Annotated in this window: 15 protein-coding genes; 8 read left to right on the forward strand and 7 right to left on the reverse strand. The window is 59.3% G+C overall.

The genetic code is table 11. The annotated features are described in order from the left end of the window. The first annotated feature begins 42 nt into the window (after nucleotides 1-42). From FPZ52_RS03660 to FPZ52_RS03670, 3 genes are all read left to right on the forward strand, one after another. Complete coding sequence (locus FPZ52_RS03660; protein WP_146363809.1) at nucleotides 43-1209, forward strand: alpha-hydroxy acid oxidase; 1167 nt, start codon at nucleotides 43-45, stop codon at nucleotides 1207-1209. A 106-nt stretch (nucleotides 1210-1315) separates the two neighbouring features. Further along, nucleotides 1316-1954 carry a 50S ribosomal protein L25/general stress protein Ctc gene (locus tag FPZ52_RS03665; protein WP_146363811.1) on the forward strand — a complete coding sequence of 213 codons (639 nt, stop codon included), beginning with the start codon at nucleotides 1316-1318 and terminating at the stop codon, nucleotides 1952-1954. A gap of 130 nt (nucleotides 1955-2084) precedes the next feature. Continuing rightward, nucleotides 2085-2393 (forward strand): hypothetical protein, encoded by a 309-nt coding sequence (locus FPZ52_RS03670; protein WP_146363813.1) that lies wholly within the window; start codon nucleotides 2085-2087, stop codon nucleotides 2391-2393. Here FPZ52_RS03670 and FPZ52_RS03675 read toward each other — a convergent pair. The 3 genes from FPZ52_RS03675 to ggt all read right to left on the reverse strand — a co-directional run bounded on the left by FPZ52_RS03675 (nucleotide 2390) and on the right by ggt (nucleotide 6885). Next, entirely contained in the window at nucleotides 2390-3286 is an 897-nt protein-coding gene (locus FPZ52_RS03675; RefSeq protein WP_146363815.1) for a GIY-YIG nuclease family protein, read from the reverse strand. The two genes, FPZ52_RS03670 and FPZ52_RS03675, sit on opposite strands and share 4 nt — an antisense overlap. A gap of 3 nt (nucleotides 3287-3289) precedes the next feature. Next, complete coding sequence (gene ettA / locus FPZ52_RS03680) at nucleotides 3290-4945, reverse strand: energy-dependent translational throttle protein EttA (protein ID WP_146363817.1); 1656 nt, start codon at nucleotides 4943-4945, stop codon at nucleotides 3290-3292. A 140-nt stretch (nucleotides 4946-5085) separates the two neighbouring features. Beyond that, nucleotides 5086-6885, reverse strand: a complete 1800-nt coding sequence (gene ggt, locus FPZ52_RS03685; protein WP_146363819.1) for a gamma-glutamyltransferase — start codon at nucleotides 6883-6885, stop codon at nucleotides 5086-5088. 132 nt (nucleotides 6886-7017) lie between these two features. Between ggt and FPZ52_RS03690 the strand changes: the two genes are divergently transcribed. Next, nucleotides 7018-7620, forward strand: coding sequence for a nicotinate-nucleotide adenylyltransferase (locus tag FPZ52_RS03690; RefSeq protein ID WP_146363821.1), 603 nt, complete (start codon nucleotides 7018-7020; stop codon nucleotides 7618-7620). A gap of 52 nt (nucleotides 7621-7672) precedes the next feature. Further along, a complete protein-coding gene (gene dacB, locus FPZ52_RS03695; RefSeq protein ID WP_146363823.1) occupies nucleotides 7673-9163 on the forward strand; it encodes a D-alanyl-D-alanine carboxypeptidase/D-alanyl-D-alanine endopeptidase in 1491 nt (496 codons plus the stop codon). Here dacB and FPZ52_RS03700 read toward each other — a convergent pair. Further along, on the reverse strand, nucleotides 9160-9582 hold the full coding sequence (locus FPZ52_RS03700) for a tellurite resistance TerB family protein (RefSeq protein ID WP_276617443.1): 423 nt from the start codon (nucleotides 9580-9582) through the stop codon (nucleotides 9160-9162). The two genes, dacB and FPZ52_RS03700, sit on opposite strands and share 4 nt — an antisense overlap. A 121-nt stretch (nucleotides 9583-9703) precedes the next feature. On the opposite strand from FPZ52_RS03700, the gene FPZ52_RS03705 reads away from it, so the two are divergent. Together FPZ52_RS03705 and FPZ52_RS03710 are read left to right on the forward strand one after the other, a co-directional pair. Further along, nucleotides 9704-11287: a lysine--tRNA ligase gene (locus FPZ52_RS03705; RefSeq protein ID WP_146363827.1), complete on the forward strand. Its 1584-nt coding sequence runs from the start codon at nucleotides 9704-9706 to the stop codon at nucleotides 11285-11287. 49 nt (nucleotides 11288-11336) lie between these two features. Beyond that, nucleotides 11337-11735 carry a DUF4864 domain-containing protein gene (locus FPZ52_RS03710; RefSeq protein WP_146363828.1) on the forward strand — a complete coding sequence of 133 codons (399 nt, stop codon included), beginning with the start codon at nucleotides 11337-11339 and terminating at the stop codon, nucleotides 11733-11735. Here the strand turns inward: FPZ52_RS03710 and FPZ52_RS03715 are convergent. Together FPZ52_RS03715 and FPZ52_RS03720 are read right to left on the reverse strand one after the other, a co-directional pair. Then, a complete protein-coding gene (locus FPZ52_RS03715) occupies nucleotides 11711-12220 on the reverse strand; it encodes a HugZ family pyridoxamine 5'-phosphate oxidase (RefSeq protein WP_146363830.1) in 510 nt (169 codons plus the stop codon). The genes FPZ52_RS03710 and FPZ52_RS03715 overlap by 25 nt on opposite strands. Before the next feature lie 39 nt (nucleotides 12221-12259). Further along, complete coding sequence (locus tag FPZ52_RS03720; protein ID WP_146363832.1) at nucleotides 12260-12985, reverse strand: hypothetical protein; 726 nt, start codon at nucleotides 12983-12985, stop codon at nucleotides 12260-12262. Between the two features lie 97 nt (nucleotides 12986-13082). Here FPZ52_RS03720 and FPZ52_RS03725 point away from each other — a divergent pair, with 97 nt between their 5' ends. Then, entirely contained in the window at nucleotides 13083-13400 is a 318-nt protein-coding gene (locus FPZ52_RS03725; protein ID WP_146363835.1) for an antibiotic biosynthesis monooxygenase family protein, read from the forward strand. On the opposite strand, the gene cysG is transcribed toward FPZ52_RS03725, so the two are convergent. Further along, nucleotides 13401-14786 (reverse strand): siroheme synthase CysG, encoded by a 1386-nt coding sequence (gene cysG, locus FPZ52_RS03730; RefSeq protein ID WP_146363837.1) that lies wholly within the window; start codon nucleotides 14784-14786, stop codon nucleotides 13401-13403. Between the last annotated feature and the right edge of the window lie 5 nt (nucleotides 14787-14791).

Consider the following 14791-nt stretch of genomic DNA (forward strand, 5'->3'; position numbering starts at 1 on the left):
AAAGATTGGTAACTAAAGTTTACCAGTTGAAAGGGGTCTTCCATGCCGGTGATTACGACAATCGACGATCTGAAGCGTATCTATCGGCGACGGGTGCCCAAGATGTTCTATGACTACTGCGAATCCGGCAGCTGGACTGAACAGACCTTCCGTGAAAACACCTCGGACTTCGACCAGATTCGCCTGCGTCAGCGCGTTGCGGTAGATATGGACGGGCGCACGACTGCCAGCCAGATGATCGGCGACGACGTGGCGATGCCGGTTGCATTGGCTCCGGTCGGCATGACGGGCATGCAGCATGCCGATGGTGAAATTCTGGCTTGTCGCGCCGCTCAGAAGTTTGGTGTGCCTTACACCCTGTCGACGATGTCGATCTGCTCGATCGAGGATGTGGCGGAAAATGTCGAGAAACCCTTCTGGTTCCAGCTCTATGCGATAAAGGATGAAGACTATCTGCGGCGTGTGATCGAACGCGCGAAGGCGGCGAAATGCTCGGCACTGGTCATCACGTTGGATCTGCAAATCCTCGGGCAGCGTCACAAGGACCTGAAAAATGGGCTGTCTGCTCCGCCGAAGATGACGGTGCCCACCATGCTGAACCTTGCGACGAAATGGGGCTGGGGTCTGGAAATGCTTCAGACCAAGCGGCGCTTCTTCGGCAATATCGTCGGTCACGCGAAAGGGGTGTCCGATCCGTCCTCGCTGATGTCTTGGACTGCGGAGAATTTCGATCCCACCCTGAATTGGGACAAGATTGCCAAGATCAAAGAGATGTGGGGCGGCAAGGTCATCCTCAAGGGTGTGCTGGACGTAGAAGATGCCAGAATGGCTGCCAAGGTTGGCGCGGACGCAATCGTCGTGTCAAACCACGGCGGCCGCCAGTTGGACGGGGCGCTCAGTTCGATCCGTATGCTGCGCCCGATTGTGGATGAAGTTGGCGATCAGGTGGAAATTCACCTCGATAGCGGTATCCGGTCGGGGCAGGATGTTCTGAAGGCCGTCGCAATGGGGGCGAAAGGCGTCTGGATCGGGCGCGCCTATATTTATGGGCTGGGCGCGATGGGCGAGAAGGGCGTAACCAGGGCGCTTGAGGTCATTCACAAGGAACTCGACGTGTCCATGGCGCTGTGTGGGCGCAAGGATGCGAACACGCTGGACAGAGAGGTGCTGCTTGTACCGGAGGGTTTCGAAGGCCGTTGGCAGGCATGAAATAAGGGTGATTTAGTCCTTTTCTTTTCCCGGCAACCGGCCTATAGACCGCGCTTCATCGGGGCATACACCCTTGGAGGATGCCCCATAATCTAGGAGATACATCATGGCTGGTCAGATTCCTGATCTTCACGCCACGGTACGGACGGGGACAGGCAAGGGGGCCGCTCGTCAATCTCGCCGCGAAGGCAACGTACCCGGCATCGTTTACGGCGGTGGGCAAGACCCTCTGGCGATCGAAATCCCCTTCAACGTGCTGCTCAAGCGGCTCAAGGCAGGCCGCTTCCTGTCCACACTGTTCAACCTGAAGGTTGAAGGGCAGGAAGACGTGCGCGTGATCTGCCGCAATGTTCAGCGCGACGTGGTCAAGGATCTTCCGACCCACCTCGACCTGATGCGCCTGCGTCGTACGTCGAAAGTCAACCTGTTCATCCACGTCGAATTCGAGGGCGAGGAAGAATGCGTTGGCCTCAAGCGCGGTGGTGTTCTGACTGTCGTGCGGCCGGAAGTCGAACTGATCGTCACCGCGGGTGACATCCCCGAAAAGCTTGTCGTCAACCTCGAAGGCAAGAACGTCGGCGACACCATCACCATTTCGCAGATCGATCTGCCGGAAGGCGCGAAGCCGACCATCGATCGCGACTTCGTGATTGCGAACATTCAGGCTCCGTCGAGCCTGCAGTCGCAAGAAAACGCAGAAGGCGCGGAAGAAGCCGACGAAGAGGAAGTCGCAGCAGAGGAATAATCCTCGCGCGATTTTCGCAAGAGTTTGGAACGCAGGGCCTTGGCCCTGCGTTTTGCGTTCATGCGTCAAGATGTTTGACCAACAAGGTGCGCAAGCCTAACCTTGCGACAAACAACAAGGAGCCACCGCCATGCGCAATGTGATGATCGCGACCGGCCTGAGTCTGACGGCACTAGCCGGATGCACTGAGAACGCCGCCCAGATCCCGACCTCGCCACGCCCCGAATTCTTTCAGGTCTCCCAGATGCCCGACGCCTGTCGTCACGAGGCATCCGTCCGCTATGCACAGTTGCCCGGCAACATCATCATGGAACCTGCGGTGATGGATACCTCAGGCGGCTATTCTGTGCGCGGAACCTATGCCACCACCAATATGCAGCACAGCATCGGCTGCCGGTTCACTGCGAACGGTGAGTATATTGGATTGGGAAGGGTTTAGTCTGTTTCCGGCTCGAGAAACTGAGACTTCCACTCACCATAGGTGGTGGACGAGCCGGACACCAGCCAATCTGTTCGACCATTTCTACTCGTGCCGAACAAGAACACTGCTGCGGCGGTGGGGCTTGAGCATGCGACATCATCAAGGAGTCGAAAAGTAGAAGCATCGATCTTTTCGGCTCTGCCGCTCTCGAATACCTGTTGCCTGAAGGCTTGCCTTTTCTCGTCGAAGGAAACTGACTCGTTCAAACTACCCGTAGAACCCTGCAGAATGACGAATTCTCCGTCGAGTTCTTCCGCGCTTGCGTGGATGCCTTTGGATGAGTGATGAAGTTGAAAGCGAGTTGTAGATACTGATGGCAGGCCATCCATGGATGTTTGGCGAGGTTTCCTTAGGAAATCCACGCCAACAACCGGCAGGAGCAATCCCAGCTCGCCAACAAACGCGTCCATATCCGATATGTCCGCCTTGGGGAGTTTGTCGAATGGCGGATCAGTCTTGTTTAGAACGTGACACTTCTTTGCTTCTTTAAGAAGAGTAATCAAGCGGCCTTCGAGGTATCGTGCATGGGCCTTGGTTAGGTTCATGTCCTTGCTGGTCACCGCGACAAAGCTTTCCCAAAAGTCTTTGTGTTCATCTTTTGAGTGCCTATTGAGACGTTTGGATATCTCGTCGCCCTCACCTACGTAAACTGACGGAAGTTCATTTCCAGCCTCGAAACCGACGAGTAGATAGACCCCGGTTCGTTTTAGCTCGTCGAACTTTAGGGCGGTTTCGATTCGTGTGCGAGGCGCGGAAACGACCTGTCCGGTCCAATTCACTATTTCTGCGGTAAGTATGCCCGTGGCGGAACCATCTGCGAGAAAAATCCTGACGGATCGACCATGCAACATCGACTACCTCGTGAATTTCTTGTGCTTGATCCGCTTTGGCTCCAACGCGTCTGCGCCCAAGCGACGTTTCTTGTCTTCTTCATAGTCCTCGAAGTTGCCCTCGAACCATTCAACATGCGCCTCGCCCTCGAAAGCCAGGATATGCGTGCAGATACGGTCAAGGAAAAAGCGGTCGTGCGAGATGACGACGGCACAACCCGCGAAATCGACCAGCGCGTCTTCCAGCGCGCGCAGGGTTTCCACGTCCAGATCGTTGGTCGGTTCATCGAGCAGCAGCACGTTGCCGCCGGAGCGCAGCAGTTTCGCCATATGCACGCGGTTGCGTTCACCACCTGACAACAGGCCGACCTTCTTCTGCTGGTCGCCGCCCTTGAAGTTGAACGCCGATGCATAGGCGCGGCTGTTCATCTCTGCATCGCCCAGTTGGATGATCTCGTTGCCGTCGGAAATCTCTTCCCACGCCGTTTTGTTCGGGTCGAGCGCATCGCGGGACTGGTCCACATAGGACAGCTGCACCGTGTCACCATAGGTGATGCTGCCTTCATCGGGTTGTTCCTGACCAGTCAGCATCCGGAACAGCGTCGATTTACCCGCACCGTTGGGGCCGATCACGCCGACAATGCCGCCGGGGGGCAGGGAAAAATCCAGTCCCTCGATCAGTTGCTTGTCGCCCATATGCTTCTTCAGTCCTTCGACCTCGATCACCTTGCCACCAAGGCGCGGGCCGTTGGGGATGATGATCTGGGCGCGGCTCAGCTTTTCACGCTCGGACTGGTTGGCCATATCGTTGTAAGCGTTGATCCGTGCCTTGGATTTCGCTTGGCGCGCTTTCGGTGATTGGCGCATCCATTCGAGTTCGCGCTCCAGCGTCTTCTGCTTGGATTTGTCTTCGCGGGCTTCCTGCTCCAACCGCTTGGCCTTCTGTTCGAGCCAGGCGGAGTAGTTGCCTTCATACGGGATACCGCGACCGCGGTCGAGTTCCAGGATCCAGCCGGTGATGTCGTCCAGAAAGTAACGATCGTGCGTAACGCAAAGGATCGTGCCCTTGTAGTCAATCAGGTGTTGCTGCAGCCACGCGATGGTCTCCGCGTCGAGGTGGTTGGTCGGTTCGTCCAGAAGCAGCATGTCGGGCGCTTCCAGCAGCAGCTTGCACAGCGCGACGCGGCGGGCTTCACCGCCGGACAAGGTGCTGACATCGGCGTCATCGGGCGGGCAGCGCAGGGCTTCCATCGCGACGTCGATCTGGCTGTCGAGATCCCACAGGTTGTTGCTGTCGATCTCGTCTTGCAGCGCGGCCATCTCGTCGGCGGTTTCGTCCGAGTAGTTCATGGCCAGTTCGTTGAAGCGGTCCAGCTTGGCCTTCTTTTCCGCCACACCCAGCATGACGTTTTCGCGAACGTTGAGCGTTTCGTCGAGCTGCGGCTCCTGCGGCAGGTATCCGACGCGTGCGCCTTCGGCGGCCCATGCCTCGCCCGTGAAATCCTTGTCTATGCCCGCCATGATCCGCAGCAGCGTGGATTTACCGGCGCCGTTGACGCCGACGACACCGATCTTGACACCGGGCAAAAAGCTGAGGCGGATGTTTTCGAAGCACTTCTTGCCGCCGGGATAGGTCTTGGACACACCATCCATGTGATAGACGTATTGATAGGCTGCCATGGAACGCTCCGTCGTGAAACTGGGGTGGAAATTACTGCGCCGTGCTTAGTCATTTCCGATGGCAGGTTCAATCGCCAAGGCATGCAGGGTCGCTTGGAAACACCGCCGGATGGTCCGGCGGTGTTATCGGGTTGGTTCGTTTATTCGCCGAGCGCAATACCTTCGCGTCTTGGATCAGCACCGCCCGACAACCCGTCAGCGGTGATGGCGATGGCGTGCAGCCCCGATGTCAGGTCGCGGATTTCGGTCGTAAATCCCATTTCGCCCAGCTCTCCGGCCAACTCTTCCGCGCCGGTGCCTGCTTCCAAATCATATGTGCCGAATCGGTTGACCAGATGCGGCATGGCAACGGCCTGCTGCACATCCATTCCCCAGTCGAGATGCGCGATGATCGACTGCGCGACATATCCGATAATGCGTGATCCGCCGGGCGATCCGATGACGAGAACAGGTGCTTCGTCCTTCATCACGATGGTTGGGGACATAGAAGACCGAGGGCGTTTCCCCGGCTCGACGCGGTTGGCGATCGGCGTGCCTTCGTCATGTGTCGCGAAAGAGAAATCCGTGAGCTCGTTGTTCAGCAGGAACCCGCCCGGCGCCGTCACGCGCGAGCCAAACCCGTTCTCGATGGTCGTGGTCATTGACAGGGCATTGCCGTAGCTGTCCACGATGGAGATGTGACTGGTCGAGGGAAGCTCGATCGATTGGTCATCGGCCCAGTTCAGCGCATGGCTGAACTCGGGTGACCCGGCGGTGACTTCGGGAAGCGCGTCGTCGCCTTCCAACAGCTTCGCGCGTTTGGACAGATAGGCCGGATCGACAAGGCCTTCGGTCGGCACTGGCACGAAATCGCTGTCAGCCATATAGCGCCCGCGATCCGCGAAAGCCAACCGCGAGGCATCGCCGATCAACCGCCATGCGTCGGCACTGTCTGATCCCATCGACGCAAGATCGTAGTTGTCCAGCATCCCCAGGATCTGTCCCACAGTCAGGGCACCAGACGAGGGTGGCCCCATGCCGCAAATGTCATGCGCGCGGTAACTGGCACAAACTGCGGGTCGCTCCTTCACCTGATACAGGGCCAGGTCAATGGTGGACAGCACGCCGGGGTTTTTCTCGGCCCCGGTGACAGCAGCAACTATCCCTTCAGCTATGGGGCCGGAATAAAACGCGTCTGCGCCATTCTTTGCGATCGCCCGCAGGGTGTCGGCATAGGCGGGATTGGTCAGCGTGTCGCCCTCGGCAATCGGCGCGCCGCCGGGCAGAAAATAGTCGGCTGTTGCCTGATGGCGGGACAGAAAGTCGATATCCTCTGCCACAAGGCCCGCCAGGCGAGGGGAGACTTCGAAACCGTTCGAGGCCAGATCGATGCCTGCGTCGAACAGATGACCCCAATTTGCCTTACCCCATTTGCGATGTGCTGCTTCCATAAGGGCAGGCGTGCCGGGGGTGCCTACGGATCGTCCGCCGACCACGGCATCGAAGAATGCCAAGGGCGCGCCGTTTTCGTCCTGGAACAGGGTGGGGGTCGCTGCCAGCGGCGCTGTCTCGCGACCGTCCAGCGTGGTCAGCTCTCCCGTCGCGGCATCGTACCAGACCAGAAACGCACCACCTCCCAGCCCCGATGACTGCGGCTCCACCAGCCCCAGAACGGTCTGCACGGCCACCATCGCATCCGCCGCCGTGCCGCCTGTACGCAGGATTTCTGCGCCGGCCTCCACCGCCAGCGGGTTGGCGGCGGCGACCATCCAGTTTTGCGCTGTGACCGGCTCGCCGGCATTCTTTGCGTTCAGTGCGGCTTGTCCGGCCTCGGTGATGATCTGGCCGGTGCCGCTTGTGGTGGCTTCCGGGTCCACCGCGTCCGTTGCCTGTTGCGCCCATGAAACAACGGGCAATAACGCGATACTCAGGGTGCACAGAAAAGGATTGCGCCAATTCATTGCGATGCCTCCATCCATCGTTGTCCTAGGGTCACCATGCGCTGCCGGAACCAGCGCGTCTACCCCTGCGCTGCTTGTGGACCGACCGCCGTCATGATTTAGTCCAGCGCCGTGGCGGACCGGAGGTTGACGATGAAAGCAGGTATGCCGCTGGCGGGGGCGGGCCAGAAAATTGGCCTTCTGGGCGGGTCCTTCGATCCGCCTCATGCCGGGCACGTGCATTTGACCAAGGTTGCGCTGAAGCGGTTCGGCCTGGACCGGGTGTGGTGGCTGGTTTCGCCGGGAAATCCGTTGAAGTCTGAAGGGCCAGCCACGGTTCAGCGCCGCCTTTTGGCCGCCCGCCAGATCATGGACGATCCCCGCGTCGAGGTAACCGATCTGGAAAGCCGTCTGAACACCCGCTTCACAGCGGAGACCCTTGAGCAATTGCAGCGCATCTATCCGTCTGTGCGTTTCAGTTGGCTGATGGGGGGCGACAATCTGGCGAGCGTCCACAGATGGGAGCGCTGGCCAAGCATCTTCGCGACTGTGCCTGTGGGCGTTCTGGCACGACCGGGTACGCCCATCTGGGCGCGGACGGCTTATGCGGCACGTCTGTTCCGGGCCAAACGGCTGCCTTCATCGCATTCGCATCTGCTGGGTGGGGCGAGCGCGCCGTGCTGGTGCTATCTTCGCATGCCCCTGCGCGCGATTTCATCCTCCGAAATACGAGCGAAAGGTGGCTGGGTGCGGTAGCTGCCGCGCGGTTTCTCTTGCATCATCGCGCCTCTGTTGGCTTAATCTCGCCATGACAGTTTTCACGAGACGGCATGTGCTGGCAGCGATGTTGAGCGGGGCAGCAAGCCCCGTGCTTGCCAATGTCGACCTGTCGCCCTTACCCCGGAAACGCGGTGCCAAGCCCGAGCCATTGGATATCCCTGCCGCTTCGCGCAGGATCGTGGCCGAGGCAGGATTGAGCGGCCAGGTTTGCTTTGCCTTGGCCGATGCGCGAACGGGCGTGCCGATTGCTGCGCATGATGCGGATGTCGCCCTGCCGCCCGCGAGTGTCGCAAAATCCATCACTGCCGCTTACGCGCTGGATCAACTGGGGCCAGCCTATCGGTTTGATACCCGCGTGATCGCGACCGGACCAATCCGAGATGGCAACTTGCAGGGCGATCTTATCCTTGCAGGTGACGGTGCACCCGACCTGTCGAGCGATGATCTGTCTGACCTGGCCGAACAGCTTCAGGGGGCGGGGCTTCGCAAGGTGGAAGGGGACTTTCTCGTCTGGACCGGGGCGCTGCCCTATGTGCGGGCGATAGACCCAACGCAACCGGAGCATCTGGGGTATAACCCTTCAGTGTCCGGGCTGAACCTGAACTATAACCGCGTGCATTTCGAATGGCGCAGGCAGGGTGAGAATTACGGACTGACGATGGACGCGCGCACAGGCAACATCGTGCCGAAGGTCGAGCGCGTCCAAGTCTCGGTCGCGGAACGGGAATTGCCCGTCTATGTCTATTCCGAAAAAGCGGATAGGGGTGGCGAAAGCTGGACGGTGGCGCGGTCGGCGCTTGGATCAGGGGGCGCGCGGTGGCTTCCCGTCCGGCAAAGCGGGATGTATGCGGGCGAGGTATTCCGATCCATTGCCGGACGAAAAGGCATAGACCTGCCGCAGGCACGAATGTCTCTGGAGGAACCCACAGGAGCAGTTCTCGCAGCTCGTCCAAGCCCGGAGATGGCGGATATCCTGCGCGGCATGCTGCTCTATTCCACGAATCTGACGGCAGAGGTAGTCGGCTTGAGCGCGTCCAAGCGGCGCATGGGCGCGGTGCCGGATGATCTTGCGGCATCGGCCAGTGATATGACCAGATGGGCGCGACTATCTCTCGGGATGAACAATTCCCGGTTCATGGATCATTCCGGGCTTGAGGATACCTCGCGTGTTACCGCCGCAGATATGGTCGCAGCACTTGGTATTCTCGGCGTAGATGGGTCACTTCAGAGCTTGATGAAGCGTGTTGTCGTGGCCGGGGCCAATGACGGGCCGCAGAATTTCGAGGTGCGGGCCAAAACCGGCACGTTGAATTTCGTCAGTGCGTTGGCGGGGTATATTCGTCCGCAAGGTGGGCGGGATATGGTCTTTGCTATCTTCACCGCAGATCTGGACAGGCGCGCGCTGATCCCGGCGGGCGACGAAGAAAACCCCGCCGGAGCGTCTGGCTGGGCAGGCCGATCGCGGTTGCTTCAGAAAGATCTGGTGCGGTTGTGGGGCAGGGCTGCTCCCACGGCCTAGGCGTGAACGTGACGGGCGCGCGATCCGCGCTCAATGGCGGCGGCATGCAGGCGGTCGATATTCAACTCGTAACGGATCTCTTCCAGCAGGCGAAGCTCCGGCTCATAAAGATGCCCGTCGGCCGCGGCAACGTCGCAGGCCACGGCATAAGCGGTTTCATATAACCGTTCGGGCAGAGAGTCCCGGATCAGTCCGAACAGCGCGTCAAGGCCGTCTTCTTCTTCGAAAAGGTCGAAAACCGTTTGGCTGACCACCTTCAAACGATCGACGTCATACTCAGCAAAAATCGGCAGATGATTTACGATCATCTGGATTTTCACCAACTCGGCGGTACGGATGTTTTCGTCCGACGCAGACACCGCCATCATGATTGCGACGAGGGCATCCTGAGCCGTAAGCGACGGTTGCTGATCTGACACGACGAAAATCCTTATCTGGCGTAGCGTTGCAGTGCAGAATATTGACGCGGCAATGCCACCGCAATAGGTGGGACGCAACCGCAGACACGGGGTTTGCGGTAAATTGATCGAGATTTGAGACATGTCCGATATCCGCGACGCAGCGATGAGTTCCAAAGCCTGGCCCTTCGAAGAAGCGCGCCGGGTGCTCAAACGCTATGAAAAGTCGCCACCGGAAAAGGGATATGTCCTGTTCGAAACGGGCTACGGCCCTTCCGGTCTGCCTCATATCGGCACCTTCGGCGAGGTGCTGCGCACGACCATGATCCGCCGCGCCTTCGAGGTCATCAGCGACATCCCCACGAAGCTGATCTGCTTTTCCGACGATCTGGATGGCATGCGCAAAGTGCCGGGCAACGTGCCCAATCAGGATATGCTGCAAGAGCATCTGCAAATGCCTTTGACTTCCGTGCCTGATCCGTTCGAGCAATTCGAAAGCTTCGGCGATCACAACAACGCCATGCTGCGTCGTTTCCTAGACACATTCGGGTTCGACTACGAATTCTATTCCGCGACTGACTTCTACAAATCTGGCCAGTTCGACGAGGTGCTCAAGCGCGCTGTCGAGCGCTACGATGATGTTATGAAGGTCATGCTGAAATCGCTGCGTGAGGAGCGTCGTCAGACGTATTCGATTTTCCTGCCTATCCATCCGGAAACGGGGCGCGTGCTCTATGTGCCGATGAAGCATGTGGATGCGGAAAACTACACCGTTACTTTCGACGATGAAGGCGGCAAGGAATGGACGCTTCCGGTTACAGGCGGGAACGTGAAGCTGCAGTGGAAGCCTGATTTCGGCGCGCGTTGGGCTGCGCTCGGCGTGGATTTCGAGATGTATGGCAAGGACCACTCGACCAACACGCCGATCTATGACCGCATCTGTGAAATTCTTGGCGGCAAGAAGCCCGAGCATTTCACCTATGAGTTGTTCCTCGACGATAAGGGTCAGAAGATTTCCAAGTCCTCGGGCAACGGTATCTCCATCGATGAATGGCTGAGCTACGCCTCGACGGAGTCGCTGGCCTACTTCATGTTCCAGAAGCCCAAAACGGCGAAGCGGATGTATTTCGACGTCATCCCTAAAGCCGTGGACGAGTACCACCAGCAGCTCCGGGCTTACGCCGATCAGGATGAAAAGGCGCGGTTGGCCAATCCGGTCTATCACATTCATGGCCACAATGTGCCCCAGTCGAACATGGTCGTGCCGTTCGCAATGCTGCTGAACCTTGCCTCCGTTTCGGGGGCCGAAAGCAAGGAAACGCTTTGGGGCTTCATTCAGCGTTATGCACCGGAAACGAACGCCGAGTCGAACCCGGACATGGACGCGGCCGCTGGCTTCGCAGTGCGCTACTACAATGACTTCGTGAAGCCCGCGAAGGTTTATCGCGCGCCCACCGATCAGGAACGGAAAGCGCTGGAGGACTTGAAATCCCGGCTTGAGGCTTGGGATGGCGGTCTCGACGCCGAAGATCTGCAGACGATGGTGTTCGCGGTCGGCAAGGAGCATAAATTCGAGCCGCTTCGTGACTGGTTCAAGGCGCTCTACGAGGTGTTGCTGGGTGCGTCGCAGGGGCCACGGTTTGGCGGGTTCATCGCCCTTTACGGTGTGCAGGAAACGATTGCGCTGATCGACAATGCTCTGGCGGGGAAACTCGCCGCCGCCTAATCTGATCCACCTCCGTCCTTTTGGAGTATACTGAAGGACGGAGGCGACCATGAGACATCTTTTCCTTGCACTAATCTTTTCCGCGTTATCGGTGACCGCGTTGCGTGCGCAGTCGGCTGAGGAGGCGATCCCCTCGGTAATCCAGAAGCAGATCGACGCGTTCTTGACTGACGATTTGGCCGAAGCATTTTCCTACGCGTCGCCGGGCATCAAATCCATTTTCGAAACGCCCGAGAGATTTGGCGCGATGGTCCTTGATGGCTATCCGATGGTTTGGCGACCGGATGACGTCACCTTTCTGGAATTGGACGACGCTAACCGTCAGCGCGTGCTGCTTCAGGGTCAGGACGGACGGCTGCATCTGTTGGAATACGATATGATACAGACGCCGGATGGCTGGCAGATCGACGGTGTGCGCCTGCTTCAGCCGCCTCGGTTCGGTGCGTGAAACCCCAGATCCGCAGGCGTCAGGATGAACGCTTTCCCGAAGCCGCCATTCAGTGCGGCACCCGAGATGGTGAGTCGGACAAACGAAAAATCCGGAAAATCCACATAGAGCGTCGCCTTGGGCCGCACCTTCAGGTAGGTGTCGCGGATGGCGATATGTGTTGCGCTGGCGCGGTCGATGAAATCCGCATTGCAAGTCAAACTGATGCGCGGATGGGTAAGCGGGTCACCGCGTTCTCCAGGTTCACCGAGCAGCAGCGAGCAGCGTGGATCGACCCGTAAGGCCTGCGTATGTGCCGACAGGTTCGAGATCAGGGTCACTGGATGTTGGCCGCGCTCAGCCAGAACCGCCACCCGCGTCACGCTGGGATGCCCAGTGTCCGGATCGATCACGCCAAGCGCGCCGAACAGAGCGCCCGAGAGCAAGGATCGCGCCAATTCACGGGCCTCGCCATCGGTGGGGCGGATCGGGTCGGTTTTGCTCATGCGCGCACTCTAGCGGAAGCGGGTTCGATCGCAAGCGGGTCAGAAAGTAAACCACAGCCCGATGCGCGCTCCCAGTTGATTGCCGCCATGGGTTTCAACCAGCAACGCGCTCTCCAGTGCCAGCCAGTCGGTGTAGTGGCGCACCGCGGTTGGCACGATGCGCAGCTTGGGGTCTTCATGGGGGTAATGGTTTCCCTGAAACTGTACGAAATACTGCCATTTATCGTCGGGTGTCACGCCGACCGTCAAATCAGCCTTCAGGGCTGTCTCATCCGTCGTTTGGCGGATCTCTTGCCTCAGATCGAGCGCGGCCCAGCCGGGGCCGACGCGGCTGTCAAAGCCATAACCCCATGACAGCCCCGGCCGGAAGACGGTTTCCGTCTCTCCACGCTGCAATCCGAAGGTTGGGATTTCGCGGTTGCCCACTCCCAGTTCCAATGCAAACTGATGTCGCCAATCAGCAGGCCCTACTGAAACAGACGCGAAGACGATGTTGCTTTGCGTAAATCGCTCGCCCTCGGTGCCAATGTCGATGCCCAGCGTCACGCGGTCCGAGACGCCGAACTCACCGTAAATTGCTGAATAAGAAAAGGTTTCGACCTCACCTTCGGTTTCTTGCAGCCGGTCTTGATCCAATGCATCCTTGCGTGCGGTGCCTTCATAGGCGACGGACAGAAACGCATGCCCTGCGCCGCGGGGCCAGGCACCGGCGCTGGCTATGAAGGGAAGGGCGATCAAACAAGCGGCAATCGGTATGTAACGCACGGGCGGGCCTCCTGCGGTGACCCTGCCTTGTGGATGGTAAAAGGATGGTTAACGTGATCCGCGTGATGATGCTAAGCTCGGCTCAGGAGGACAGCCAATGAAGATCAGTTCGGAAACAGCACTCCAGACCGTAATCACCACCTTCGATGTCAATCCGGGAACCTGCGAGGATTTACTGGACGAGTTGCGGTCGGCCTATGATGAATTCATCTGCGATCAGCCAGGGTTCATCGCGGCGGGGTTTCACGTCAATGATGCTCACACGCGCATCGCCAACTATAGCCAGTGGCGTGACCGGGAAGACTTCATGAACATGCTTCGGTCACCCGAGATGCGCAAGCGCAACCGCCGGATCAACGCGTTGTGCAAGAGCTTCGAGCCGGTGATGTACGATCTGACCGATGTCTATGGCTGATCATTCTGCGGCGATCATCGGGGCTTTGGCAACGGCCGCTTCGTAAGGATATTGCACAAGTATCACGGCCGGGTTCGAAATGTCCTGCCGCGCCATGTCATTCGCGAATTGGCCGACGGTGCTGTGCAGCTGTTTCTCGTCGGGCAGACTGGCCGAGGCCACCACGTGAACTGGCGCATCGGCGGGAACGCCGCTTGCCAGCAGGTTGGACCGAATCTGGTCAGCCTTGCGCGTGCCCATGTAAAAGGCGGTCATACAGCCGGGCCGCATCATCGTCGCCCAATCCTCTGACGCGCTGCCATCGTGCAACGTCGCCGTCGTCAGCATCAGACGGTCACATACGCCCCGTTCGGTCAGCGAGTGACCGAGCGCCCCTGCTGCGGCACTCGCCGCTGTGATGCCGGGGACGATTTCGGTTGCCAGGCCTGCCTCATCTGCGGCACGAAGTTCCTCTTCCGCACGCCCGAAGATCGACGGGTCACCGCTTTTCAGCCGCACGACGCGCTTGCCCTCCCGCGCCGCCGCTATGACCACGCGATCGATCCGGTCCTGTGGCCACTCGCAGGCACCCACGGCCTTGCCGACGAAGACGCGTTCTGCGTCGCGGCGGGCCAGTTCCAGCACATCGGGATGCACCAACCGGTCATAGAATATGATGTCCGCTTCCTGCAGTCGTTGCACAGCGCGCAGGGTTAATAGGTCGGCGCTGCCCGGACCGGCGCCGACCAGGCTGATCATTCCCGCGTCGCGGCGTGTCCTGCCTTTTGCCAAAGCGCCCTTGATGCTGCGTGCTGCGTCACGTTCGCGGCCCAGTTTGTGCAGATTGCGTGGTGCTTCCTGGAACACCCACCTCCAGAATGCGCGGCGCTGATCATCTGGAATTGCTGCGGCGACGGCATCGCGCATGCGTCCGGCCAGCGCTGCCAGACCGCCGAGGCGCGGCTCCAGCATCGTTTCGATCTGCGTTTTGATCATCCGTCCCAGGACAGGCGCAGTGCCCTCGGTCCCGATGGCGACAACCACGGGGTCCCGATCAACGATAGAAGGCGTCAGCGCGTCACATAATTCCGGCCGGTCGACAACGTTCACAACGACACCGGCCGCCTTGGCGAGGTTATGCAGTTCGACATCTTGCGCCGCGTCGCCCGTAGCGACAAAAACCAGCGCGGCATCCCGGAAATCGTCGACGCCAGGCGGATGGCTGACGTGTTCCGCACGACCGTCATTGACGATGGCCTGCAATTCCGCCTCAAGGCAAGGGGCCAGAAAGACGATCCGTGCTTCCGTTTTCAGGATCAGGCGGGCCTTTTGCGCCGCCTGTTCGCCGCCGCCCGCGATCACAACGCGCCGGTCGGCCATTTTCAGAAACATCGGGAACGTCTTCATGGCTC

Origin of the sequence: Qingshengfaniella alkalisoli (genome assembly GCF_007855645.1) — a bacterium.
Taxonomy (GTDB): Bacteria; Pseudomonadota; Alphaproteobacteria; order Rhodobacterales; family Rhodobacteraceae; genus Qingshengfaniella; species Qingshengfaniella alkalisoli.